Below are 24,587 nucleotides of genomic sequence, written 5' to 3' on the forward strand. Positions count from 1 at the left end.
GGGCGACCCGCACCGATTTGCACCGCCTCGATCGCGCTTGCTAACATAGAGGGGTTGCTGCGGCAATGATCCCCTGTAGCTCAGTTGGCAGAGCGCTTGACTGTTAATCAGGATGTCGCTGGTTCGAGCCCAGCCGGGGGAGCAATCGAAACCCTCACCGTAACGGTGAGGGTTTTCTGCTATCCACAGGAGGATCGATGCGCGAGCGGCACCCCGACCACCACGGCCAGATCATCACAGTCGCACCCTACGGCGCCCCGCGCGTGCACGAGTCGAGCTGGATCGCGCCGGGCGCCGTCATCGTCGGCAACGTCGAGATCGATGCCGACTCAAGCGTCTGGTACAACGCCGTCGTGCGCGGCGACTCCAACTCCGTGCGCATCGGTGCACGCAGCAACGTGCAAGACGGCGTAGTGATCCACACCCAGCGCGGTGCAGGCGGTGCCGCCGTCATCGGCGACGATGTCTCGATCGGCCACAACGCCGTCGTGCACGGTGCGGTGATCGAGAACGGGTGCCTCATCGGCATGAACTCGACGGTGCTGAGCGGGGCGACCGTGGGGGAGGGGTCGCTCATCGCAGCGGGTGCGCTCGTGCCCCAGGGAGCCGTGATTCCGCCGCACTCCCTCGTCGCCGGCATTCCCGGTCGCGTGGTGCGAGAACTCAGGGAGGCGGATCGCGAAAGCGTGCAGCAGAACGCCGAGATCTACGCCGCATACACCGAACATCACCGAGACGCCACGCGCGAGCCGTAAGGCCGATGTGCTCGGCGGCGCCCACGATGCACTATGATCGGTGACGTGCTTCTGCACACCCTTGCTGCTCGCAGCTCGGGGCTGTAGCTCAATGGTAGAGCCCCAGTCTTCCAAACTGGCTACGCGGGTTCGATTCCCGTCAGCCCCTCTACAGAAACCCTCCTTCGCGAGAAGGAGGGTTTCGTATTTCGAGGCTGCCGGGAATCTTTCAGTGCCCGGAACTGGCGCCGATCTGTTTATTTCGGCACCGACCTTCCCGCTCCGATCTTCCCGCACCGATCCTCCCGCTCCGATCCTCCCGCACTGATCGACGCCCATGCACCCGAGTGCTTCGGCTTCGAGGTGCATAAACGTCGATCGGTGCAGTGAGCGACTGCCGCGCATGGGAACTTACCGCCTCGGGGGGGGCAGGCTGGGACGCCAGCCACCTCGGCAACGACGGCACCCGGTATGCGTTTTCATGGCAGTTTCGGCTAGACTTGCTCAGGTTGCGCGCTTTTGCGCGTCTCGACCGGAAACCTGTGGGTTTCGGGGCGTAGCTCAGCTTGGCTAGAGCGCCCGCTTTGGGAGCGGGAGGTCGCAGGTTCGAATCCTGTCGCCCCGACCAGGGCCATCCGGCCCGATAAGCAGCACCACACACCGATGATGAGAGGCCAAATTGCCGAAGACGACCGCTGAGAAGCTCACTCCGACCCGCGCCAAGCTGAGCGTCGAGGTCACGCTCGACGAACTGGAGCCCTACCTCAAGCAGGCGTACAAGACCATCGCCGAGCAGGTTTCGATTCCCGGTTTCCGCAAGGGCAAGGTTCCGGCACCGATCATCGACCAGCGCGTCGGCCGTGAGGCCGTGGTGCAGGAGGCCGTGAACGCCTCGCTCGACGACTTCTACCAGGCCGCACTCGCCGAGGCTGACGAGCGCCCCATGGGTCGCCCGACCGCCGACGTCGAGCAGTGGCCCGATGCGCAGGACGACAAGAGCACCCTCGTGCTCGCGTTCGAGGTCGAGGTGCGCCCCGAGTTCACGCTTCCCGACTACGACGGCATCGAGCTCACCGTCGACAACGCAGAGGTTGACGATGAAGCCGTCGAGGCTGAGCTGACCAAGCTGCGCGAGCGCTTCGGTACCCTCGTGACCGTCGATCGCCCCGCCAAGACCGGCGACTTCGTCGAGCTCGATCTCACCGCCAAGATCGACGGCAACGAGGTCGACCAGGCCAGCGGCGTCTCCTACGAGATCGGCGCGGGCAACCTCCTCGCGGGCACCGATGAGGCCATCGAGACCCTCACAGCAGGCGAGTCGACCACCTTCACTTCGCAGCTGCTCGGCGGCGAGCACGAGGGCCGTGATGCCGAGGTCGAGGTCACCCTCACCGCTGTCAAGGAGCGCGAGCTTCCCGAGGCCGACGATGAGTTCGCTCAGCTTGCGAGCGAGTTCGACACCATCGCTGAGCTGCGCGAGAGCCTGAAGGATCAGGTCGCACGGGCCTCGGTCTTTGCCCAGGGCCAGCAGGCTCGCGACCTCTTCACCGAGACCCTCATCGAGAAGGCCGGCATCCCGGTTTCCGAGGAGCTCGTCGAGGAGGAAGTGCACCGTCACCTCGAGGGCGAGGGTCGTCTCGAGGACGACGAGCACCGCGCCGAGGTGCGCAAGTCGGCTGAGCAGCAGATTCAGCTGCAGCTACTGCTCGACGCGATCGTCGAGGCTGAGGGCGTCACCCCCACCCAGAACGAGCTGTCGCAGTACATCTTCCAGTCGGCTCAGCAGTACGGCATGGAGCCCACCCAGTTCCTGCAGGCGATCAGCCAGGGCAACCAGATGGGCGTCATCCTCGGTGAGGTCACCCGCAACAAGGCGCTCGCGATCGCTCTCGCCAAGGCGAAGGTCGTTGATCAGGCGGGCAACACCGTCGATCTGAGCGAGTTCACCGCTGTCGACTCCGAGGACGAGGCTGAGGCCGAGGTCGTCGAAGAGGCCGAGGAGATCGTCGAAGAGGCCGAGGCCGCCGACAAGAAGTAACTCACGCATCTCGCTTTCGAGCATTGCGGATCCCCCGGAGCGCTGACCTGTCAGCGCTCCGGGGGATTCTCAGTTTGTGGGGCTGAAACACGCCTAGGGCGAACACGCGCGCCCGATCCGCACCGAATCGATACGCTCGAATCAAGCAACTACGAAGGAGCACCGAATGGCAGAACAGACGCCACCGAACAGCGTGTTCGAACGCCTGCTGAAGGATCGCATCATCTGGCTCGGATCCGAGGTGCGCGACGATAACGCAAACGAGATCTGCGCCAAGATCCTGCTGCTCGCCGCCGAAGACCCCGAGTCTGACATCTACCTGTACATCAATTCGCCCGGTGGTTCGATCACCGCGGGTATGGCGATCTACGACACGATGTCCTTCGTGCCGAACGACATCGTCACCGTGGGCATCGGCATGGCGGCCTCGATGGGGCAGTTCCTGCTCACCGCAGGCACCAAGGGCAAGCGCTACATCACCCCGAACGCGCGCGTGCTGCTGCACCAGCCGCACGGCGGCTTCGGCGGCACGGCAAGCGATATCCAGACGCAGGCGCAGCTCATCACCTCGATGAAGAACCGCCTCGCTGAGATCACCGCAGCCCAGACGGGCAAGACCGTCGAGCAGATCAACGAGGACGGCGACCGCGACCGTTGGTTCACGGCCGATGAGGCGCTCGCGTACGGCTTCGTCGACTTCATCCGTGACTCTGCTGCCGACGTGGTCGGCGGCGGCGGAACCCAGCGGTAGGCGCAACAGAAAGTGAACGAAGGTCATATGAAGATCGAGATGCCCAGCGCCCGCTACGTGCTGCCCTCCTTCGAGGAGCGCACGGCCTACGGCTACAAGCGGCAGGATCCCTACGCGAAGCTGTTCGAGGATCGCATCATCTTCCTCGGCGTGCAGGTTGACGACGCCTCGGCCGACGATGTGATGGCGCAGCTGCTCGTGCTCGAAAGCCAGGACCCCGAGCGCGACATCACCATGTACATCAACTCGCCCGGTGGATCGTTCACCGCGATGACGGCGATCTACGACACTATGCAGTACATTCGTCCGCATGTGCAGACGGTGTGCCTGGGCCAGGCTGCTTCGGCAGCTGCGGTGCTGCTCGCCGGCGGCACCCCGGGAAAGCGCCTGGCGCTGCCGAATGCGCGTGTGCTGATCCACCAGCCCTCGACGGGGCAGGCCGGGCACGGCCAGGCCTCGGACATCGAGATCCAGGCTCGCGAGATCATGCGCATGCGCGAGTGGCTTGAGGAGACGCTGTCAAAGCACTCGAAGCGCAGTGTTGCAGAGGTGAACCGCGACATCGATCGCGACAAGATCCTCAGCGCACAGGAGGCTCTCGAGTACGGCCTCGTTGATCAGGTGCTGACAAGCCGCAAGAACCCGCAGCCTGTCATTTCGCAGTAGTCGACACGGATCGCGGCGGGTCCGGGCACTCCAGCCCAGACCCGCCGGTCCCGTCTGAAGGCCTGCTCACGGCGCGCCCCGCCGGTGAATGTCAGTGGCGCCGGATAGTCTCTGAGTGTCTCGTTTCCGTTCGAGTGTGAAGGAGCCCCGCATGGCGAGAATCGGCGAAAGCAGCGAGCTGCTCAAGTGCTCCTTCTGCGGCAAGTCGCAGAAGCAGGTACAGCAGCTCATCGCCGGCCCGCAGATCTACATATGCGACGAGTGCGTCGCGCTCTGCAACGAGATCATCGAAGAGCGCATGGCCGAGCATCAGAGCGCCGAGCCCTCAGACTTCACGCTGCACAAGCCCCGCGAGATCGCAGACTTCCTCGACGAATACGTCATCGGCCAAGATCGGGCGAAGCAGTCGCTCGCGGTTGCGGTCTACAACCACTACAAGCGCGTGCGTGCCGCCTCCACCCTGACAAGCGCCGATGCTGCCGCTGAGCAGGTCGAGATCGCGAAGTCCAACATTCTGCTGATCGGCCCCACCGGCTGCGGCAAGACCTACCTCGCCCAGTCGCTCGCACGGCAACTGGGTGTTCCCTTCGCCGTCGCAGACGCGACGGCCCTCACCGAAGCAGGCTACGTCGGCGAAGACGTCGAAAACATCCTGCTGAAGCTGCTGCAGGCCGCAGACTTCGATGTGCAGCGCGCCGAAACCGGCATCATCTATATCGATGAGATCGACAAGATCTCGCGCAAGGCCGAGAACCCCTCCATCACCCGCGATGTGTCGGGCGAGGGTGTGCAGCAGGCGCTGCTCAAAATCCTCGAGGGCACCGTCGCCTCGATCCCGCCGCAGGGCGGCCGCAAACACCCCAATCAGGAGTTTCTGCAGCTCGACACCACGAACGTGCTCTTCATCGTCGCCGGTGCCTTCGCCGGTCTCGAAGAGATCATCGGTTCACGCCTCGGCAAGGGCGGCATCGGCTTCGGCTCGCCAGTGTCAAGCAAACGCGACGACGACAAACTCTTCGCTGAGGTGCAGCCAGAGGATCTGCACAAGTTTGGCCTGATCCCCGAGTTCATCGGCCGTCTGCCGGTTGTCGCAACCGTCGATCCGCTCGATGTGCCGGCGCTCACCCGCATCCTCACAGAGCCTCGCAACGCCCTCGTCAAGCAGTATCAGCGCATGTTCGAGATCGACGGCGTCGACCTCGAATTCGAAGACGCCGCTCTTGAAGCAATCGCCGAGCAGGCCGTCGCCCGTAAGACCGGCGCACGAGGGCTGCGAGCCATCCTCGAGACGCTGCTGGGGCCCGTGATGTTCGAAGTGCCCTCAGACGGTGATGTCACCAAGGTGATCGTCACCCGCGAGTCGGTGCTGGGCGAGGCACCGCCGCGCGTGCTGCAATCGCATCGCGGCCGCGAAAGCGCCTGACCGCAGCCTCACCATGGCCGCCAGCGGCAGCGGCGCCCCGATCGCTACAGCTCGGTGAGGTCGTAGCTGAGTAGCACCGAGCCGTCATCCTGCGGCAGCATCAGTGCGAAGACGTCGAGCTTGTCGTTTCGCAACGAGGCTGAGGCATCTGCCGAGGCAGGGTCGCCCTGCGCATCGGTGAGCTCGAATCCACCGTCCGAGATGATCGCCGACCACTGCGTGGAGGCCTGCACGGCATCCTTCGCGCGCAGCACCACGAACCAGACACCGGCCCCGCGCTCACCGGCGTCGTCGATGACGGCACCATTCGGCAGCGGAAAACTGTTCGACGGGAAGCCTGCCGGCAGTGTCGCCTGCTTCTGCAGTGCCTCATCGGGAACCTCTGCGCGCTGACCGGCATCATCAGGCGTCTTGCCCTTCGCGATCTGCTCTTTCGTCGTCGCGCCGGCGACCTCATCGGGTTCTGGCGCGCAGGAGGACAGCGAAACTGCGAGGAGACCGGCGAGTGCCGCAGCCAGCAGTGCGCGAGGGCGAAAGGGAGAGGTCATGTCGTTGCCTTTCACAGCAGCCAATCGTCGTCTTCAGCGCCGGAAGACCCTTCGGTGGGGAGCCCCGTGAGCGACTCCGTGGAAGCATCGAGCACCGCGACGGCTCCACCGGCATCGAGGGTCACGATGACGACGTCTTCGAGCGCGCAGCGCGGGCGCCCTTCAAGCCAGGTGAGCGTCCAGGAGGCGGCGTCGGGGTGCTCGGCCTCCTGCGCTGCGATGGCGGGATGCAACTGCGGGGGCACGCTGCGGTGGGGCGGATCGCCCGCACGCCAGCGCACCCCCAGCTGCATGATCAGGCCTCGGTCTCTTCGAGTTCGATCTGAGCGACGGTTACGGCGTCGACCTCGGCGACCTCGATGCGCAGCTCCGCGATGCGCCCCACCGCAGCGAGGTCGTCGGCTGCGAGAGCCAGCCTGTCGCGCACGTCAACCGGGGCGTGCACCACGGCGAGCGTGACGGGTGTGCGCTGTGACGCCTTTGCGGCGGTTTTCGCACCGCGCACACCCACGAGGGCACCGCCCACCAGGCCCAGCAGATCGGCGTCGGCGTTGCAGCCGGCGTGGTCGAGCGCCTCTGAGGTGATGGGCCAGGCCGCACGGTGAACGGAACCCTCACCGAACCATGACCACACCTCTTCGGTCGCGTAGGGCAGGAACGGTGCGAGCAGACGCACGAACACGGAGAGTGCTGTGCGCAGCGCGGTCACTGCCGATGCTTGAGACTGCCCCTCACCGTTGTGTGCGCGCTCCTTGACGAGCTCGAGGTAGTCGTCGCAGAAGGTCCAGAAGAACGACTCCGTGAGTTCGAGCGCGCGGGCGTGATCATACGATTCGAAGGCGCGCGTGGCTCCCTCGATAACGCCGGCGAGGCCTGCGAGCATGGAACGGTCGAGCGCTTCGCTGACCGTGCCGGCGCCTGAGGCGTCGAAGGAGAGGGTGAACTTCGCCGCGTTCAGGAGCTTGATGGCGAGGCGGCGACCGATCTTGATCTGCGTCGGGTTCTGCGGGTCGAACGCAGCGTCGGTGCCGAGCTTCGCTGAGGCCGCCCAGTAGCGCACCGCGTCAGAGCCGTGCTGTTCGAGCATGCCCGCGGGGGTGACCACATTACCCTTCGACTTCGACATCTTCTTGCGGTCGGGATCGAGGATCCAGCCCGAGATGCCGGCGTTCTGCCAGGGCAGCTGACCGGCTTCGAGCTCGGAGCGCAGCAGTGTCGAGAAGAGCCAGGTGCGGATGATGTCCTGACCCTGGGGGCGCAGGCTGAAGGGGAACACGAGGCCGAAGAGCTCGGGATCTCGCTCCCAGCCGCCGGCGAGCTGCGGGGTGAGCGATGAGGTCGCCCAGGTATCCATCACGTCGACCTCACCCAGGAAGCCGCCGGGAACGCCGCGCTGATCTTCGGTGTAGCCGGCGGGCAGGTCGCTCGACGGGTCGACGGGGAGCTGCGAGGCGTCGGGGAGAATCGGCTGGTCGAAGACGGGGTTGCCTTCGGCATCGAGCGGGTACCACACGGGGATCGGGACGCCGAAGAAGCGCTGGCGGGAGATGAGCCAGTCGCCCGAGAGGCCTTCGACCCAGTTCTCGTAGCGCACGCGCATGAAGTCGGGGTGCCAGGCGAGTTCGCGGCCGTGCGCGAGCAGGCGCTCACGCAGCTGCTCGTCGCGGGCACCGTTCTTGATGTACCACTGGCGGGTGGAGACGATTTCGAGCGGCTTGTCGCCCTTCTCGAAGAACTTGACGGGGTGGGTGATCTTGCGAATCTCGCCGACGAGCTCGCCTGAGGCCTGCAGCGCCTCGACGATGGTGGCCTTCGCGCTGAACACGGTCTTGCCCGCGATCTGCGCGTAGGCTTCGCGGCCCCGCTCGCTCGTGATCGCCTCGGGGGCCTCCGAGATGACGCGGCCGTCGAAGCCGAGGATGGCGCGGTTGGGCAGGTCGAGCTCTCGCCACCACACCACGTCGGTGACATCGCCGAAGGTGCAGATCATCGCGATGCCGGTGCCCTTGTCCTGCTGAGCGAGGTGGTGTGCGACGATCGGCACCTCGACCTCGAAGAGCGGGGTGCGCACGGTGGAGCCGAAGAGCGGCTTGTAGCGCTCATCGTCGGGGTGCGCGACCAGCGCCACGCACGCGGCGAGCAGCTCGGGGCGCGTGGTGTCGATGAGGATGTCACCGCCACCGTCGGTGCGGTGGAAGGCAAGCGTGTGGTAGGCGCTGGGCTGATCCCGATCCTCCAGCTCGGCCTGAGCCACCGCGGTGCGGAAGGTGACATCCCACAGCGTGGGGGCCTGGGCCTGGTAGGCCTCGCCGCGCTCGACGTTGCGGATGAATGCGAGCTGCGAGGCCCGCAGCGATTCAGCCCCGATGGTGCGGTAGGTCTGGGACCAGTCGACCGAGAGACCGAGCGTGCGCCAGAGATCTTCGAACTGCTTTTCGTCTTCGACGGTCAGCTTCTCGCACAGTTCGATGAAGTTGCGGCGGGAGATGGGCTGCTGATCCGCTGCCTTAATGCTCTTCCCGTCACCGCCCTCGTGCGGGGGAACGAAGCCCTCGACGTAGGGGAGTGACGGATCGCAGCGCACACCGTAGTAGTTCTGCACGCGGCGCTCGGTGGGCAGGCCGTTGTCATCCCAGCCCATGGGATAGAACACGCGCTTGCCTTGCATGCGCTGGTAGCGGGCGACGGTGTCGGTGTGGGTGTACGAGAACACGTGGCCGACGTGCAGCGAGCCCGAAGCGGTGGGCGGGGGCGTGTCGATGCTATAGACCTCGGCCCGTTCGGCGCCGTCGCGGTCGAAGCGGTAGGTGCCGGTCTCCTCCCATACCGGGCCCCACTTGGCTTCGAGGCCTTCGAGTTTCGGCTTGTCGGGGATCGCACTCATGCAGGGGCTCCGTCTTCGCTATGGGCGGCACCGCGTCAGTGCGCCGCCCGAGGGGGCGACTCTGGTGCCTGAATGGTCAACCGGGCCAGTCTATCGGAGCGTTTCGGAGCGTGTTGGACGCGGATCGCGTGGCGCAGGGCCGCGCTCAAGCCCGGCGCCGTGTGGGTGTGTGAGGGGTTAGTCGCGCAGACCTGCTGCGATCAGTGTCTCGTTCGCTGCGGGGTCACCGCCGGGTGCGGGTTCGGTGAGGTACTGCTCCCAGGAGAGCCCGGTCGGGGTGAGCCCTTGCTCGGCGATCCATCCGAAGAGGTGTTCGTAGGCCGCTGCGAGGAGGCTGTAGTCACCGCGCACGAGCAGGGTGGCTGCGCGTCCCGCGGGAAGTGTCTCGGAAGAGACCTCGCCATCGCCCCCGAAGGGCTCCGCGACGGGCACGGCGACGGAAAGGTCGAGATCGGGGCCGGGCTGCCCGTGCATCACACCCATGGGGGCCGCGGCTGGGGTGATGCCGGCTCGTGCGAGGGCGCCGAAGATCGCGGGGTAGGCCTTGTCGTAGAGCCCCGGGATCGCGTCGAAGCTCACGGTCTGTCTTACGACGGCGAGGTGCTGTGCTGGGCGTTCGACGACCTCGGGAACGGAGAACTGCTCGGTCACGGTGGGCTCCTCTGCTCAAGGTGCTCGGCGAGGATCGGTGGTTTCTCGCCGTGCGCTGCTGCGTCACGCCCGATCCTACGCACACATCGGCCGCCGTGCGAGGGATGATGTTGATCCTCGAATCACCGGCCGCATCAGCTGGCCACGCGGCAGCGCGCCAGGGCCGAAGCGTAGCCCGCAGTCGCCCTTCAACGCAACGACGGGGAGCCCGCGCCGCGATGCCGCCGAAGCGGCAACAGCAGCACGGACTCCCCGTCGATCAGTGGGGCGTTGTGGCCGCCCCTCTCAGGAGATCGCTCAGGCGATGAGGCCGGGGAAGGCGTCGGGGTGTTCGGTGAGCCAAGCTTCGACGGCGCCCTCCGGGTCGCCCTTGTAGTCGTCGCCGGTCACGAGCGCTTCGAGTGCGCCGTAGCTGGCATCGTCGAGCTGAATGCCCTTGATGAGCTCCGCGGCCTCGGGGTACTGTGCGGAGAATCCGTCGGTGGCGAGGAAGTGCAGCGCTTCGGGCTCGCCCATCGCACCCTTCGGATCCTTGAGATCCTTCACCGGGAAAGCGTCATTCGCCCAGAAGGGACGCCACAGAGTGACGACGACATCCTCCTTCTTATCAATCTTCTCCTGCAGTGTCGCGAGCATGGTCGCGGTCGACGAAGTCACGAGCGAGTAGTCTCCCTCAAGGCCGTATTCGGGCATCATGACGGTCTCGGTCTGCTCAGTGAGGCCGGCGCTCGGCTCGATGCCGATGATCTCGCCATCGAAGCGGTCGGCCTGGCCGACGAGATCGTCGATCGAGTTCACATCGTCCATATACTCGGGGACCGCAATGGTGAGCACCGCGTTGTCGTAGTAGGCACCGAGGTCTTCGAGGCGGTCGCCGTACTGTTCCATATAGGTGGCGTGCGTCTTTTCAGACCAGGCAGAGGGGTACACGTCGATGTCGCCGCCCGCGAGCCCGGTGTAGAGCACGGCGGCTTCGGTGAGCTCTTCCATCTCGACGTCGTAGCCGAGCTTTTCGAGCTGGTTCTCGAGCAGGTATGCGGTGCTGAGGCCGTCGGTCCAGCTGGGCAGGTACCCGAGGGTGATGGTGCCTTTGTCGCCGCCGCCGTTGGCGGATCCGCTGTCGCTGGAGCAGCCGACGAGAGCGAGGCTGGCAGCCGCGCCGAGGGCGAGGATTCCGGTGAGCTTGCGCTTGATCATCGTGTTTCCTTTCTTTCCGCGCCCGGTGGCGCGGAACGGGGCTTGCCGCCCCGACTGTTCATTCGTGGTCTTGCGGGTCACTGGGCCGCGGCCGGCACGGGCGCGGGGGAGGGCGTGCGCTCGTTGCGCTGCTTGCGCAGCACGCCGAGCAGCGACGACTTGTATTCGGCAGGGTTGCCGAGCGCGGCGGTCACGCGGTCGAGGAAGACTGCGAGGATCACCACGCTCAGGCCGGCCTCGACGCCCTTCGCGATATTGAGAGTGGACAGCGCGGCCACGACCTCCTTCCCCAGTCCGTTGGCACCGGCCATGCCCGCGACCACGGCCATCGACAGCGCGAGCATGATGACCTGGTTGATGCCGGCCATGATGGTGGGCGTGGCGAGCGGCAGCTGGATGCCACGCAGGATCTTGCCGGGGGTCGCGCCGAAGGCCTGACCGGCCTCGACGGTCTCGGAGTCGACCCCGCGGATGCCGAGTTCGGTGAAACGCACGCCCGGGGGCAGCGAGAACAGCAGCGTGGCAAAGACGCCTGGCACGAAGCCGACGCTGAAGAACACCACGGCGGGGATCAGGTACACCAGCGACGGCATGGTCTGCATGAAGTCGAGCACGGGGCGGATCACCGCGCTGAAGCGGTCGTTCCGCGCTGCAAGAATGCCGAGTGGCACCGCGATGAGCACGGCGATCACGGCGGCAACCAGCACTAGCGCGAGCGTGAGCATGGCGTTCTCCCACTGATCCATGGCAACGATCAGCAGCATCGTCAGGGCCGTGCCCACCGCCAGCTGCCAGGAGCGCACGAGCCATCCGATCAATGCGAATATGATGATCAGCGCGGCGAACGGGATCGCGACGAGCGTGTCGGCGAGCCCTTCGACGAGCCAGCCGACCACGAGCGTGATGAAGTCGAGCAGCCAGGTGAAGGTGCTCTTGAACCAGTCGAGCGCATCGGCGACCCAGTCGCCCAGGGGAATGCGGAAGCCCTCCATCAGCGCACCTCCCCGCTCGTCGCCGCGGCGCCGGCGATCGCGCTCTCCTCGAGTGTTTGCGTGATCATGGCGGCGGACACCTCCGGGGTGGGTTCGATGACGGGGATCTCGGTGGTGGTGGCGGGTAGATCTGCGAGCGCTGCGAGCAGCGTGACGCGGGGCACGACGCCGATGAGCCGACCTTGCGCATCGGTGACGGCAACGGGCAGCGGGCTCTCGACCGCGAGCTCAAAGAGGTCGGCGATGAGCTGGTCGCGCTGCACGATCGACGGCGTGGGGCGCAGCCGCTCGGTCAGGTCGGTGCTGCCCTCGCGCACCTGGCGCAGCACGTCCTTGTCCCGCACCACGCCGAGCAGGCGGCGTGCGGAGTCGGTCACGAAGCAGGCTGAGGTCTGCAGATCGCGCATGGTCTTCAGTGCGGTGCGGGGGCCGGCCGAGGCGAAGACGACGGCGTGCGGCGGCTCCATGACGTCGCCGGCGGTGAGCACGCGGGCGCGATCCACGTCTTGTACGAACTGGGCGACGTAGTCGTTCGCGGGGTCGGTGAGGATGTCGTTGGGGGTGCCAACCTGCACGATGCGGCCGTCGCGCATCACTGCGATGCGGTCGCCCAGGAACATCGCCTCATTGAGGTCGTGGGTGATGAACACGATCGTCTTCCCCAGTTCCTGCTGCAGCTCGATGAGCTGCTCCTGCATCTCGCGGCGGATCAGGGGGTCGAGCGCTGAGAATGCCTCGTCCATGAGCAGGATGTCGGTGTCGGCGGTGAGGGCTCTGGCGATGCCGACGCGCTGCTGCATGCCGCCGGAGAGTTCGCCTGGGAGGCTGCGCTCCCAGCCTGCGAGCCCGACCCGTTCGAGCCAGCCACGGGCCTTCTCGTGACGTTCGGCCACGGGTACACCCTGCAGTTCGAGGCCGTAGGCGACGTTATCGAGCACGGTGCGGTGGGGGAGCAGCGCGAAGTGCTGGAACACCATCGACATGTGGTCTCGACGCAGTTCGCGCAGCTCGGCTGCGGTGCGGCCAACGACCTCTCGCCCGTTGACGGTGATGGAGCCGTCAGTGGTGGGGTTGAGGCCGTTGAGCATGCGGATCAGCGTGGACTTGCCGGAGCCCGAGAGGCCCATCACCACGAAGATCTCGCCCCGGCTCACGGTGAAACTCGCGTCGATCACCGCCGCGGTGCCGTACGGGCGCACATCGTCGCGAGACGCACCTCGTTTGAGATGTTTGACTGCTTCTTTCGGGCGCCGCCCGAACACCTTGGTGGCGTGGGTGACTTCGATGGCGGGCGCGTCGGCGCGCGCCCGGTTGGACTGTTCAGTTATCTTGTTCACTTTTCAACTCCTCTGGCGAAGGAGGGCGCGGATCGCGGGCGCGTCGAAGCGCGGCTCGTACCGTGCGCCGAAAAACGGCAGCCCAGATCCGCGGCCTCCCAACAGGCCGGATATCGTATTGCGGAGTGTTCACCGGCCACCTGCCGTCGCGCCCGCCTTCGGCTCGCTGTAGCTCAGCGATTTCGTTCCGAGGGGCGCGACGAGCGGCATCAGATGTGCACTCGACGCTGCTTCGACGCTAACAACGTCGAGAGGCGACATGCAAGGCGAAGGAGGCGCTCAGACTCACAGAACCGACAGAATACTTGACTCTGATCAGGCATTTCGCGCATTCGCCATCGTTACGCGGACGTTACACTCGCGCTCTGAAAGGCACCTTTCGGGGCGCTCGCAGCACAGGGGCTCGCCACGCGACGGACAGTGCCGCTACAGTTGACACTGCATCCATCTATATTTACTCGATGAGGTTCCCGTGTCAGTTCTCTCGATATCGCACGCATCAGCTGCGATGATTTCGAGGTGCACACCGGCATGAGTTATCAACGAATGCCCCGAGACGGTCGCGGGGTCGCAGAACGCGACTCGATGGGCGACGCGTTCACCATCGGCTTTAGCAACGACGATCTTGCCGAGCTGGAGCGTCTGCAGCGGCGCCGACGTGCCCTGCTCATCGGCGGTGCAGCAGCGATCGCACTCGTGCTGGGCGGGGTCGTTGTGGTGGTGCTGCCGCACGCGATCAGCAGCTTCAGTGCTCTGTCGGTCACGGGCCCACCTGGGCCTGCGGGCGAGCGCGGCGAGGCCGGTGAGCCTGGCGAGAGAGGTCTCCCGGGAAAGCCTGGCGCTACAGGAGCCACGGGCGCTACAGGAGCCGCGGGAGCCACTGGCGCTACTGGAGCGCGCGGCGCCGCTGGCGCGACCGGGGCAGCCGGGGGACAGGGCATCGCTGGCGCGCAGGGTGCAACGGGTGCGACCGGTGCTGCAGGCTCCCCGGCGCTGCTTGGAGAGGGGTCCGGCCTGCGGATCGATGCCGGCGGTCTCGGCCTGATGAGCTGCCCCGCCGGACACACGCTCGTCGCCACTGCCGAAGGTGGCTGGGCGTGCTCGGACGGCGCGGCCGATACCGCGGCGGATCCGCCCCTCACCATTGAAAACTGCGGCACCAACATGGCGCAGAGCCTGGCCGTTGTCGATGGCGCACTCTCGTGCACCGCGCCCCCGGCTGAATCCTCCACGACCCCAGATCCCGCCCCCGATGAGCATGCGGAGCCGGCCGAGCAGCCCGTCGAGCAGCCCCCGGCAACGGAAGCTCCCGCCGAGCAGGGCGCGGTCGCGGCTCAACACCCCCGGTCGCCTCTCGCGCAGCTGTCGTTGGGCCCGGAGATCGGCGGCGCACTCGGCATCCCGGTGCCGAGCTGCGTGTCGGGGGAGCGTATCCGGTGGACCGGCTCGGCCTACGCCTGCGGCATATCTCCCGAGATCCCCGCCGATGCGTGCCCCGCACCCGGTGAGGTCAGCTACTTCGACGAGCGAGCCCTGCGCTTCACTGACGCGCAGGGACGTGGCTGGCTGCGACTCAACGGCCAGGAGCTGGTGCGCGGCGACTTCGCCGAGGTTCCCGATGCGCTCTTCACCGAGGTGACTCCGGTGGTGACGCCCGCCATGGACGCCGATGTGGTTGGTGGGTTCAAGGTGACGTCCTCACGCGCCGCAGGCGACGGGGGGAGCGCTCCGGCCGCGTTCTCGGCATTCGGGCGGATCGGCGAACTCGGCATCGACCCAGCCTCCGTTCCCGCCTGGCAGACAGGCACCCCGCCGCTCGGTGAGTGGCTTGCCGTCTCGCTGCCGGAACAGCGCACCGTGACGCACTATGTGCTTCGAGCGTCGGGAGAGGCGACCTCCGCCCCGGCGGAGTTCAGGCTCGAAGGTTCGAACGACGGCAGCGTCTGGACCGCGCTTGATACGCGCTCTGGTTTGGCCTGGGCGCCGTTCGAGGAGAAGACCTTCGAGGTCATCTCGCCCCAGCAATTCGGCCAGTACCGACTCGTGATGAGCCGGGCCGCGGTAAGCGACTCGGCTGCAGCAGTGCTCGAACTGCGTCTGCTGCACGCAAGCGATCATCACCGCAATCTCGTGGCGATGCCCGCCGTTGAGGGCCTGCAGCCCTATACCCGCAGCGAAGCAGCATGCTCCACGGGCGAGCAGGCGACCACCCGCTCCGACAACCGCGGTCAGATCCTTCCCTGGGATGGCACCGCGACGGCGTGGGCCGATCCCTCGGTGCTGCGCTTCGACCATGCCACGGGCCTGTTCGCAAAGGCCCTTCAGGTGGAGACCCTGCGCGATTCAGAGGGCAGCATCGGCGATGAAGGTGAAGTGCTCACCGTGGTTGACGGCAAGATCAGGTGGGTGCCCCTGTCTCAGCTGCGCGACTGAGCGACACGACATCCGCTGCTTGCCGAACCTGGGGGTGAATTATCTCACCGCTGAGGGTGAAAAATGGCGTTTCAAGGGTGATATTCGCCGTCGATGAGCGTGACACGGGGTATCGCGTAGCTAATCTTGGACTCTGAAATTACGGGCAGGACTGTGCGTTGCGTGGGGTGCAACGCGGCCACGGGGATGCCGCGGTGCAATGAACTTTCCCTGGGGAACGGAAGGAATCACAGTATGTCGAGAACCACGAGGCGACTGTCTGCCGCGGTGGCGGCTGTGGCGCTCGGTGCGACCGCGCTGATGGGGGTGGCCGTCAGCGCTGCTTCGGCGGCGCCGTCGAATATCGACCCGAATAGGCCGCGCAGTCTCACGATTCATAAGCTGTCGCAGCCCACCAAGGCCGGTGTTGCTGGTGACGGTTCGGAGCTGGCCCCGGGGAGCCTGCCGGCTGATGCGCTTCCTCTGAACGGGGTTGAGTTCACGGTGCAGCAGTTCACCGCTATCGGAGGCAAGTCTGTCGACCTCGCCACCGATGCCGGGTGGGCAACGATCCAGCCCTACCTCAACGGCACCACCCCCTTCGTGCCGGGCAGCGCGACGCTCGGTGATGAGCCATACGCGGTGAAGACCGTTGATGACCGCTCCGCGCACGCGTTGGGGGAAAGGATCGCCTGGACGGTCCCTGTGCTCATCCCTGACAGCCCCCGCTATGTGGTCACCGACTTGAGCTTTAAGAACATCCCTGAGGGGTGGACGTGGGATACCTTCAAGCTTCCGAATCTGCTGCGCGCGGATCCCGGAAAAGACTGGACGAGCGGCACCCAGAGCAACCCCGATGCGATCTATGTCACTGAGCCTGGCGGGGCTCGTGTCAGAACCGATGGGTGCTTTACCCCGGGGTTGCGCGGACCACTATTGCGGGCAAGATTATCTTGACGCGCTGAAGCCCGGTTCGCTGGTGGAGATCGTCTATGAGATAAAGATGAACCAGCTTCCTGCGAACGGAGTCGTGCGCAACCAAGCAGAGGTGGGTGTCAACGGCGCGGCCTCGATGTCTGAGTCGCAGACGCTGTGTGGCAAGGCGCAGTTCACGAAGCACGCGGCGGGTGACCAGTCGAAGGTGCTCGCCGGTGCCGAGTTCCAGGTCTTCGCCGACAGGGCCGCAGCCGACGCTGCGAGGGTTGCCGCGGACCAGCCGGTCACCACAGGCCTCACCTCCGACGCGAACGGCATTGTCACCGTTCCCGGCCTCAATGCCTCGCAGGCCGGTATCAAGTACTGGGCTGTAGAGACGAAGGCACCCGCGGGCTACGTCGCCTCGACCACTCCGATCGAGTTCACCGTCACCCCTGGCGCAACCCCGACGGGCACCGCCGCGGTGCACGTGCCGAACCAGATGCGCTAGGCCGGCGCCTTGCCCGTGCTCGGCGGGGCCGGCATGACCGCAATCGGAATCGGGGGAGCGATCCTCATCGTAGGCGGAGTGCTCTTCGCCATCTTCGGCCGCCGCAAGCGCGACACCGCGCCGCAGTAGTGCGAACCTTCCGGTCCCGCAGTGCATCGGGGGAGCGCGAGGACATCGAAGGCCCCACGCTTAGTGAAGGCATTCGCATCGCAGATTTGACGCAACGCTGATCCTCGATCCTTCATTAGCCGACATATAAGATAAACACAACCGAAATCGCACCCCCGTTCCAGCCGGAATCCACGCAGGAGACCATGACCGTAACCACCGCAGCGGAGCCGCAGGGCTCCGCGGTCGCCGCCCCGCACTCCGGGGCGGCGAGGAAGCGACCCCGCGGGCGGTGGTCGCTTCCTCCGGGGCGCCGCGTCGTTGTGGCGGCAATGGTCTGGCTGGGCGTGCTGGTGCTGCTCTACCCAGCCGCGGCACAGTGGTTCGAACAGCGGGATCAGGCCAATGCCACCCGAGAGCTTTCCAGCACCCTTGAGAAGGTGGGCCCAACGCAGCGGCATCAGGTACTGGAGGAAGCGCGTGCCTACAATCAGCGTTTCGCTGTGGGCACCGGCCTTCCGGGTGAAGACTACGCCGAAACGCTGCTGTTGCCGGGCAGCGACGTCATCGCGCGCCTGCGCGTGCCCTCCATTGATCTTGACCAGCCGATCCGCCACACCCTCGCGGAGAGCGCCCTGATTCGCGGTGTCGGGCACTCGGAGAACTCCTCCCTGCCCGTCGGCGGCGACGGCACCCATGCCGTGCTCGGCGCACACCGTGGCGTTGCAGAATCGGTCGGCTTCACGCATCTTCCCGAGGTGAAGGTGGGCGACCTGGTGTACATCGAGGTAATGGACGAGGTGCTGACCTACCGCGTGACCTCCACTGAGGTGCTCGAGCCGCAGCAGGCCGCCATGCACCCGGTCTACCCCGACCGCGACATCATCTCCCTCATCACCTGCACGCCCCTCGGCGTGAACTCGCACCGCTTCGTAGTGACCGCCGACCGCCTCATGCCCCCGCCCGTCAACCAGAGCGCCGGCCTGCCGTCGGCGCTCCCCAGGTTCCCCTGGTGGGCAGTGGCTGCGGGAGCTGCAACGCTGTGCCTCATCACCGTGATCGTGCTCGCGCGCCGCGAGGTGAAGCGCGACAAGTTCGCGGCCTTCGAAGCCGGTCTCGCCAAGCTGAGCGAGAGCGTCGCACATGACCCCACTCCCGTCGCTCCGAACGGCGCAGCACACCGCGGAACGGAGACCCCCCAATGACCAGCACGCCCGCACACCACCCCCGCCAGCCGCAGGGAAACGCCGCCCCTCCGCAATCCAAAGCCCCCGGAGGCGAAAACCCATCAACCGAGCGCGTTCCGTGGGACGCGTCAACTGCGCTCGACGAGGCCATGGCGCGTCTGCGCAGCGTGCTCGCGGAGAGCAAAACCGCGCTCGCAGAGGCGGCCGATCCGCCCCCCGAGGTGACATTTGAAGAGCCTGCCACGGCCCGCATCACTCCCGCACCAGCGGGCCCGAGCGTCGCCTCGCAGCCGCGCACCGTCCCTGCGACCAGCGCAGCAGCCTCGCCGGAACCGCACACGGGTAGCCACGCCCGCATCGAACCGGCGCCTCGGCAGCCGAGGACCGCATCACCCCGACGCCCCAGCGCCGGCCACTCCGCGCGACCCGTCGCCTCAGATACGCGACCGAACTTCGAGGCCGATCTGCTTCCCGCCCCGACAACCGCGGTAGATACTGCGCCGGTGCGCCGCGAACCCAACGACCCGCGCACCGCCGGAGCAGCATCGGAGCCCCGCAGCTTCGACCAGCTGCTTGCGGGGGAACAGCCTGCTACGCACGCATTCAACGAGCTGCCGAGCGCCTACGACACACCGATGCCGCGAGTCACCGCCGAAGCAGCGCTCTCCGACAGCGTCAGCATCGATGAGCCTGAGGCGCGCACTCCCGCAGCGCACATGGCTCCCGAGCACACCATCGCGGCGAGCACCATCACCGAGTCGGCACCACGGCAGCTCGACCAGCAGCGGCGCTCCGCACCACGCAGCGGCACCACCGACAAGAAGCCGCGGCGCAAGCCCGCAGCAGATAAGCGCACGCGGATCCGCCTCACTGAAGGACTCGGCGTGCTGCGCGATCTGTGGCAGCTCCGCCGAGTGCGCCTCACGGCGATCGCTGTGGGCGGTGCGCTGCTGCTCGGAGCCGTCGCCGTGCCGGTGGTGACGCAACTCACCGCGCGCTCCGGCGCCGCGGGCGCGGGGGAGTCAAGCACCGCGGAAGGGTTGTCGGGCGAGGATCTCCTCGCCGAAGTGGGCACCCTGATGGTGCTCCCCGAGGAGACTCCGACCATCGCCACCGTCGAAGACCCGGCGACGCTCAGCGCCGAACCATTCTTCGCCCGAGCTGAGACCGGCGACCGCGTTCTCATCTTCCCGGAGAGCCGCCTCGCGGTTCTTTACCGGGAATCGCAGCACATCATCATCAACGCCGGTACACTGAGTATTGGGGTGGATCCGACTGTTTCTCAGCAAGCTCCCTCTGAAGAAGTGGCCGATCCTCCTACCGGCGAAGAAACACCGGCAGAATAGCTTGCCTGAGCGCTACGCATCGACAGCCCTAATCCCGCAGACTGAAAGAGCACAGCATGTCGCTACACGAATATGAGATCCCCCGCGAAGTGCGCGGCTACTCTCGCTACGCTGTCGATCGACTCCTCCGCAACTTCGAGGCGAAGGTGCAGCAGATGCAGAGCGATCGCGACGGCATCGCCGATCGCGTGCTCGATCTCGAGGCGCAACTCGACATTGCGAAGAAGCAGCTTTCGAAGGCGCAGCAGAGCAAGCCGAACTTCTCGGGTCTCGGTTCGAAGTTCGAAGAGGTGCTGCGCATCGCGGAGGCGCAGGCCGAGAAGATGATCACCGACGCGCACGCGGAGGCCGAGCAGATCGCTTCGGAGGCCGCTGCAGAGGCGCAGCGGCGCACCCGTGAGAGCGAGGCACGCGCGAACCAGCTGATCGGCGATGCCACCGCCCGCGCCGAGGAGATCCGCCTCTCCAGCGAAACACACGCCGCAGAAATGTCGAGCCTCGCCAACAAGCGCCTGACCGAGGCCAGCGAAACACTCGCATCGGCCAAGCGCGAGGTGTCGCGCCTGCAGGCCGAGGCCGAGAGCGAGATCGTGCAGATGCGCACCGCCGCGCAGCAGCAGATCGACGAGCAGCGCACCGAGATCAACCGCATGCGACTCGAAACGGAGCACGCCGTGCTCGCCGCCGAGCGCGCGATCGCCCATCGCCAGGAAGAGGCCGAGGCCGAGTACGCGCAGCGCCACGAGGCTGCGCTGAGCGAAGCGCAGGCCGTGCTCGACGAGTCGAACGCGAAGGCAGCTGAGATCAACCGCCGCGCCTACGAGGTCTCGCAGGAGAGCGAGTCGCTGCACACCCGCGTACAGCAGTTCGTGGAGCAGCAGCGCCGCGAAGCGCTCGAAAAGGCCCACAATCTCGTCGAGGCCGCGAGGCTGCAGGCCGAGGCTGTCACCCGCGAATCCGAGGAGTTCTCTGAGCGTCTCTTCGGGCGCGCACTCACCCGCCTGGAGCAGATGCGCGGCGAGATGGACTACGTGCAGGAATTTGTCAACCGCCGCAAGGCCGCACGCACCACCGACGCGGTGATCGCCGAGCTCGAAGAGCAACTGCGTCACCACGCCTGAGCACCGACCTTGCGGCCGCGCACTCAGTGGGTGCGCGGTCGCAGTGCGCTAGAGTAGAGCCCATCGACTGCGATCCGGCTATCACCGGTGAGTCTTCGGAAGAACGGCGCGTGATCTTCGGATCGCGCACTCACTAGACCCGAACGGGTACGGCCCGTTACAGCCGAATGAAGAGGCCCGTGCGACCAGCGCGCCGGGCAAGCGGGGTGGTACCGCGGGTGAGGGATCCAGCATCTCTGAGCTCGTCCCGGCACTGACACACCGCCGATCCGACACCGAGACCCATGAATGTCAGTGGTCTTCGTCAGACTGGCGGCAGACAGACCGAGAAGCCAGGAGCGAGCAATGCCGTACCCCCAGCAGTCGACCGGAGCCAGCCCTTCCGAAGGGTCGTCACCCGCTGACGCGCAGGCGATCCCCGCCGGCGTGAGCCCGTCCCCGCGGCTCCCCGAGATCGAGCAGCAGGTGCTCGAATTCTGGAAGCGAGACGACACCTTCCGTGAGTCGATCCGTCGCCGTGACGGCCACGAAGAGTGGGTGTTTAACGACGGCCCTCCCTTCGCGAACGGTCTGCCTCACTACGGACACCTCCTCACCGGCTACGCCAAGGACGTGTTCCCTCGCTTCCAAACCATGCGCGGGAAGAAGGTCGAGCGCCGCTTCGGCTGGGACACCCATGGTCTCCCCGCCGAGCTCGAGGCGATGAAGCAGCTGGGCATCACCGAAAAGGCCGAGATCGAGCAGATGGGCGTCGCCGCCTTCAACGAGAAGGCTCGCGAGTCGGTGCTGCAGTACACGCGCGAGTGGCAGGAGTACGTCACCCGACAGGCCCGTTGGGTCGATTTCGAGAACGACTACAAGACGCTCAACCTCGGCTACATGGAGAGCGTGATCTGGGCATTCAAGCAGCTCTATGATCGTGGTCTCGCCTACGAGGGTTCGCGCATTCTGCCCTACTGCTGGCGCGATGAGACCCCGCTGTCGAATCACGAGCTGCGCATGGATGACGACGTCTACCAGATGCGACAGGATCCCTCGGTCACCGTCACCTTCCCACTCGCCGGTGAGCACGCGGTCGAACTGGGCTTGGAGGGCGTGCGAGCCCTGGCCTGGACCACCACCCCCTGGACCCTCCCCACCAACCTGGCTCTTGCGGTCGGCCCCGAGATTGCCTACGCCGTCGTGCCCGCAGGCCCCGCAGGCGCCGCCGACGGGGGCGCCGCCGGTGACGCCCACTACCTGATCGCCGTCGAACTGCTCGGCAACTACGCGAAAGATCTCGGCTACGCATCCGCAGACGCCGCACGCGAAGCCATCGCACGCACGCTGCCCGGCAGCGAGCTCGCCGGTGTGCGCTACGAGCGGGTCTTCGACTACTACGCCGACGCCGAGGAGTGGGGCACCGAGAACGCCTGGCAGATCCTCGTCGACGACTACGTCTCGACGGGCGACGGCACCGGCATCGTGCACCAGGCCTCCGCCTACGGCGAAGACGATATGCGTATCACCGCCGCCGCTGGCATCCCCGTGATCGTGAGCGTCGACGACGGAGGCCGTTTCCTGAAGGCAGTCACCGATGTCGCAGGCAAGCTGTGGATGGATGCCAACCGCCCGCTGATCCGCCTCATGCGCGAGCGCGGTCGGCTGCTGCGCGAGGCGAGCTACGAGCACTCCTACCCGCACTGCTGGCGCTGCCGCAACCCGCTGATCTACAAGGCAGTGTCGAGCTGGTTCGTGCGCGTCACCGAGCTCAAACAGCGCATGCTCGAAACGAACGAGCAGATCACCTGGGTTCCCGAGAACGTGAAGCACAGCCAGTTCGGCAAGTGGCTCGAGGGGGCGCGCGACTGGTCGATCAGTCGCAACCGCTTCTGGGGCAGCCCGATCCCGGTCTGGAAGAGCGACGACCCCGAGTACCCTCGCATCGACGTGTACGGCTCGATCGCCGAACTCGAGCGCGATTTCGGCGAGCTGCCGCGCGGTGCCTCGGGCGAGGTCGACCTGCATCGCCCCTACATCGACTCGCTGACGCGGCCGAATCCCGACGACCCCACGGGCAAGTCGACGATGCGCCGCATCGAGGATGTGCTCGATGTCTGGTTCGATTCCGCGTCCATGCCGTTCGCGCAGGTGCACTATCCCTTCGAGAACCAGGAGTGGTTCGACACCCACCAGCCCGCAGACTTCATCGTCGAGTACATCGGGCAGACCCGCGGCTGGTTCTATGTGCAGCACGTGCTCGCCACAGCACTCTTCGACCGCCCCGCATTCAAGAACGTCATCAGCCACGGCATCGTGCTCGGCAGCGACGGCAACAAGATGTCGAAGAGCCTGCGCAACTACCCCGACGTGAACGAAGTGTTCGACCGCGACGGCTCTGACGCGATGCGCTGGTTCCTCATGGCATCACCGGTGGTGCGCGGCGGCAACCTCATCGTCACCGAAGAGGGCATCCGCGAGGGCGTGCGCCAGTTCATCCTGCCACTTTGGAGCACCTGGTACTTCTTCAGCCTTTACGCCAACGCCGATGGCGCGACAGGGGAGTGGCGCACCGACTCCAACGACCCGCTCGACCGCTATATCCTCGCGAAGACCGGCAGGCTCGTGCGCGATGTCGAGGCTCACCTTGAAGGGCTCGACACCACCTCGGCGGCCGAGGCACTGCGCGCCTACGCCGAGGTGCTCACCAACTGGTACGTGCGTCGCTCACGCGACCGCTTCTGGGAAGGCGTGCACGGAGAGAACGGCAAGCCCGGCAACAAGCAGGCCTTCGACACCCTGTACACCGTGCTCGAGACCGTCGCCCGCGTCGCCGCACCCCTGGCACCTCTGGTCACCGAAGAGCTGTGGCGGGGCCTCGGCTACACCGAAGGCGCAAGCAAGGGTCGCTCGGTGCACCTCGAAGACTGGCCCTCGGCAGACGCCTTCCCGGCCGATGAAGATCTCGTCGCGGCCATGGATGAGGTGCGCCTCATCACCTCGCAGGCGCTCGCACTGCGCAAGGCCCGCCGTCTGCGGGTGCGCCTGCCGCTTGCAGAACTCACGGTGGTGACGGCACGCCCGCAGGCCCTTGAACCCTTCGCGGACATCCTGCGCGACGAGCTCAACGTCAAGGCCGTGCGTCTCGTGCAGCAGACCGAAACCAGCGCCGAAGAGCACGGCATCGTGCAGACGCTCGCTGTCAACGCCCGCGCCGCAGGCCCGCGCCTCGGCAAGCAGGTGCAGCAGGCCATCAAGGCCGCCAAATCGGGTGACTGGTCAGAAGAGGCCGGCGTTGTAGTGGCTGGCGGCATCGCCCTGGAGCCGCACGAGTACGAGCTGACGCTGAGCACCGGCACTGCGGCAGACGCTGACGGCGGCCCGGCGCTCTCGCTCATTCCCGGCGGCGGTTTCATTCTGCTCTCCACCGAAACAACAGCCGAGCTGGAGGCCGAGGGTGTCGCCCGCGATGCCATCCGCGCCGTGCAAGAAGCTCGCAAGAACGCAGGCCTCGACGTCAGCGACCGCATTGTGCTCGCCCTGAACACCACGCCCGAGCACGCGAGCGCCCTCGAAGCGCACGCCGAACTCATCGCTGCCGACACTCTGGCCATCGGCTTCGCCGTCAGGGCCGTCGCCGACGACGACTTCGCCGAGCTGCTGGGCGCGCTTCCCGAGCCGGGTGCCGGAGTGTTCGTCTCCCGTGCAGATGCGCTCGGCACCGCTAAGGATCCGCTCGTCATCACGATCGATGCCACCGAGCACGGAAAGCAGGACGCAGCGTGAA

Annotated in this window: 19 protein-coding genes and 3 tRNA genes; 15 read left to right on the forward strand and 7 right to left on the reverse strand. The window is 66.3% G+C overall.

All coding sequences use genetic code 11. The features are described 5' to 3' along the window. Window positions 1-69 precede the first annotated feature (69 nt). The 8 genes from WFL22_RS04295 to clpX all read left to right on the forward strand — a co-directional run bounded on the left by WFL22_RS04295 (window position 70) and on the right by clpX (window position 5,612). A tRNA-Asn gene (locus WFL22_RS04295) sits at window positions 70-142 on the forward strand. Window positions 143-197: 55 nt separating this feature from the next. Next, window positions 198-755, forward strand: coding sequence for a gamma carbonic anhydrase family protein (locus WFL22_RS04300; protein ID WP_336991612.1), 558 nt, complete (start codon window positions 198-200; stop codon window positions 753-755). Window positions 756-832: 77 nt separating this feature from the next. Continuing rightward, window positions 833-903: transfer RNA gene (locus WFL22_RS04305), tRNA-Gly, on the forward strand. 381 nt (window positions 904-1,284) lie between these two features. Next, window positions 1,285-1,362, forward strand: a tRNA-Pro gene (locus WFL22_RS04310). Between the two features lie 51 nt (window positions 1,363-1,413). Further along, on the forward strand, window positions 1,414-2,772 hold the full coding sequence (gene tig / locus WFL22_RS04315; RefSeq protein WP_336650967.1) for a trigger factor: 1,359 nt from the start codon (window positions 1,414-1,416) through the stop codon (window positions 2,770-2,772). 130 nt (window positions 2,773-2,902) lie between these two features. Beyond that, window positions 2,903-3,523, forward strand: coding sequence for an ATP-dependent Clp protease proteolytic subunit (locus WFL22_RS04320; protein WP_336651631.1), 621 nt, complete (start codon window positions 2,903-2,905; stop codon window positions 3,521-3,523). Window positions 3,524-3,550: 27 nt separating this feature from the next. After that, window positions 3,551-4,189 carry an ATP-dependent Clp protease proteolytic subunit gene (locus WFL22_RS04325; protein WP_336991613.1) on the forward strand — a complete coding sequence of 213 codons (639 nt, stop codon included), beginning with the start codon at window positions 3,551-3,553 and terminating at the stop codon, window positions 4,187-4,189. 151 nt (window positions 4,190-4,340) lie between these two features. Next, window positions 4,341-5,612, forward strand: a complete 1,272-nt coding sequence (clpX, locus tag WFL22_RS04330) for an ATP-dependent Clp protease ATP-binding subunit ClpX (protein WP_336650965.1) — start codon at window positions 4,341-4,343, stop codon at window positions 5,610-5,612. 44 nt (window positions 5,613-5,656) lie between these two features. Here the strand turns inward: clpX and WFL22_RS04335 are convergent, their stop codons facing one another. The 7 genes from WFL22_RS04335 to WFL22_RS04365 form a co-directional block, all read right to left on the reverse strand. Continuing rightward, complete coding sequence (locus WFL22_RS04335) at window positions 5,657-6,160, reverse strand: hypothetical protein (protein ID WP_336991614.1); 504 nt, start codon at window positions 6,158-6,160, stop codon at window positions 5,657-5,659. A gap of 11 nt (window positions 6,161-6,171) precedes the next feature. Next, complete coding sequence (locus WFL22_RS04340; protein WP_336991616.1) at window positions 6,172-6,453, reverse strand: Fe-S oxidoreductase; 282 nt, start codon at window positions 6,451-6,453, stop codon at window positions 6,172-6,174. A 2-nt stretch (window positions 6,454-6,455) separates the two neighbouring features. Further along, the gene (gene valS / locus WFL22_RS04345; protein ID WP_336991617.1) at window positions 6,456-9,044 is read right to left on the reverse strand and encodes a valine--tRNA ligase; all 2,589 of its coding nucleotides are present in this window, start codon (window positions 9,042-9,044) and stop codon (window positions 6,456-6,458) included. Window positions 9,045-9,221: 177 nt separating this feature from the next. Beyond that, window positions 9,222-9,695: a GyrI-like domain-containing protein gene (locus WFL22_RS04350; RefSeq protein ID WP_336650961.1), complete on the reverse strand. Its 474-nt coding sequence runs from the start codon at window positions 9,693-9,695 to the stop codon at window positions 9,222-9,224. A gap of 297 nt (window positions 9,696-9,992) precedes the next feature. Further along, window positions 9,993-10,892, reverse strand: coding sequence for a glycine betaine ABC transporter substrate-binding protein (locus tag WFL22_RS04355; RefSeq protein ID WP_336650960.1), 900 nt, complete (start codon window positions 10,890-10,892; stop codon window positions 9,993-9,995). A 77-nt stretch (window positions 10,893-10,969) separates the two neighbouring features. Continuing rightward, entirely contained in the window at window positions 10,970-11,884 is a 915-nt protein-coding gene (locus WFL22_RS04360) for an ABC transporter permease (protein WP_336650959.1), read from the reverse strand. Then, window positions 11,884-13,221: a quaternary amine ABC transporter ATP-binding protein gene (locus tag WFL22_RS04365; protein ID WP_336991618.1), complete on the reverse strand. Its 1,338-nt coding sequence runs from the start codon at window positions 13,219-13,221 to the stop codon at window positions 11,884-11,886. The genes WFL22_RS04360 and WFL22_RS04365 overlap by 1 nt, the downstream gene beginning before the upstream one ends. 531 nt (window positions 13,222-13,752) lie before the next feature. Here WFL22_RS04365 and WFL22_RS04370 point away from each other — a divergent pair. The 7 genes from WFL22_RS04370 (at window position 13,753) to ileS (ending at window position 24,586) form a co-directional block, all read left to right on the forward strand. Next, on the forward strand, window positions 13,753-15,654 hold the full coding sequence (locus tag WFL22_RS04370; RefSeq protein ID WP_336991619.1) for a hypothetical protein: 1,902 nt from the start codon (window positions 13,753-13,755) through the stop codon (window positions 15,652-15,654). 234 nt (window positions 15,655-15,888) lie between these two features. Continuing rightward, window positions 15,889-16,590, forward strand: coding sequence for a hypothetical protein (locus tag WFL22_RS04375; protein ID WP_336991621.1), 702 nt, complete (start codon window positions 15,889-15,891; stop codon window positions 16,588-16,590). Window positions 16,591-16,636: 46 nt separating this feature from the next. Then, on the forward strand, window positions 16,637-17,059 hold the full coding sequence (locus WFL22_RS04380) for a SpaA isopeptide-forming pilin-related protein (RefSeq protein ID WP_336991622.1): 423 nt from the start codon (window positions 16,637-16,639) through the stop codon (window positions 17,057-17,059). A 314-nt stretch (window positions 17,060-17,373) separates the two neighbouring features. Beyond that, window positions 17,374-18,372: a class C sortase gene (locus tag WFL22_RS04385; RefSeq protein WP_336991623.1), complete on the forward strand. Its 999-nt coding sequence runs from the start codon at window positions 17,374-17,376 to the stop codon at window positions 18,370-18,372. Beyond that, a complete protein-coding gene (locus WFL22_RS04390; protein WP_336991625.1) occupies window positions 18,369-19,700 on the forward strand; it encodes a hypothetical protein in 1,332 nt (443 codons plus the stop codon). Before WFL22_RS04385 ends, WFL22_RS04390 begins: the two co-directional genes overlap by 4 nt. A 56-nt stretch (window positions 19,701-19,756) precedes the next feature. Further along, window positions 19,757-20,821, forward strand: a complete 1,065-nt coding sequence (locus WFL22_RS04395) for a hypothetical protein (protein ID WP_336991626.1) — start codon at window positions 19,757-19,759, stop codon at window positions 20,819-20,821. 345 nt (window positions 20,822-21,166) lie between these two features. After that, window positions 21,167-24,586, forward strand: a complete 3,420-nt coding sequence (ileS, locus tag WFL22_RS04400) for an isoleucine--tRNA ligase (RefSeq protein ID WP_336991627.1) — start codon at window positions 21,167-21,169, stop codon at window positions 24,584-24,586. The last annotated feature ends 1 nt before the right edge of the window (window position 24,587 follow it).

This window comes from Leucobacter sp. VD1 (assembly GCF_037150695.1).
In the GTDB taxonomy this organism is placed as follows: Bacteria; Actinomycetota; Actinomycetes; order Actinomycetales; family Microbacteriaceae; genus Leucobacter.

What these genes read in the sequence shown, in the direction of transcription:
- clpX (WP_336650965.1), top strand. Translation starts at nt 4,341, where the DNA reads ATGGCGAGAATCGGCGAAAGCAGCGAGCTGCTCAAGTGCTCCTTCTGC.
- WFL22_RS04335 (WP_336991614.1), bottom strand. Translation starts at nt 6,160, where the DNA reads ATGACCTCTCCCTTTCGCCCTCGCGCACTGCTGGCTGCGGCACTCGCC.
- WFL22_RS04300 (WP_336991612.1), top strand. Translation starts at nt 198, where the DNA reads ATGCGCGAGCGGCACCCCGACCACCACGGCCAGATCATCACAGTCGCA.
- valS (WP_336991617.1), bottom strand. Translation starts at nt 9,044, where the DNA reads ATGAGTGCGATCCCCGACAAGCCGAAACTCGAAGGCCTCGAAGCCAAG.
- WFL22_RS04360 (WP_336650959.1), bottom strand. Translation starts at nt 11,884, where the DNA reads ATGGAGGGCTTCCGCATTCCCCTGGGCGACTGGGTCGCCGATGCGCTC.
- WFL22_RS04355 (WP_336650960.1), bottom strand. Translation starts at nt 10,892, where the DNA reads ATGATCAAGCGCAAGCTCACCGGAATCCTCGCCCTCGGCGCGGCTGCC.
- WFL22_RS04390 (WP_336991625.1), top strand. Translation starts at nt 18,369, where the DNA reads ATGACCAGCACGCCCGCACACCACCCCCGCCAGCCGCAGGGAAACGCC.
- WFL22_RS04375 (WP_336991621.1), top strand. Translation starts at nt 15,889, where the DNA reads ATGTCGAGAACCACGAGGCGACTGTCTGCCGCGGTGGCGGCTGTGGCG.
- WFL22_RS04380 (WP_336991622.1), top strand. Translation starts at nt 16,637, where the DNA reads ATGAACCAGCTTCCTGCGAACGGAGTCGTGCGCAACCAAGCAGAGGTG.
- WFL22_RS04395 (WP_336991626.1), top strand. Translation starts at nt 19,757, where the DNA reads ATGTCGCTACACGAATATGAGATCCCCCGCGAAGTGCGCGGCTACTCT.
- ileS (WP_336991627.1), top strand. Translation starts at nt 21,167, where the DNA reads ATGCCGTACCCCCAGCAGTCGACCGGAGCCAGCCCTTCCGAAGGGTCG.
- WFL22_RS04340 (WP_336991616.1), bottom strand. Translation starts at nt 6,453, where the DNA reads ATGCAGCTGGGGGTGCGCTGGCGTGCGGGCGATCCGCCCCACCGCAGC.
- WFL22_RS04385 (WP_336991623.1), top strand. Translation starts at nt 17,374, where the DNA reads ATGACCGTAACCACCGCAGCGGAGCCGCAGGGCTCCGCGGTCGCCGCC.
- WFL22_RS04325 (WP_336991613.1), top strand. Translation starts at nt 3,551, where the DNA reads ATGAAGATCGAGATGCCCAGCGCCCGCTACGTGCTGCCCTCCTTCGAG.
- WFL22_RS04370 (WP_336991619.1), top strand. Translation starts at nt 13,753, where the DNA reads ATGAGTTATCAACGAATGCCCCGAGACGGTCGCGGGGTCGCAGAACGC.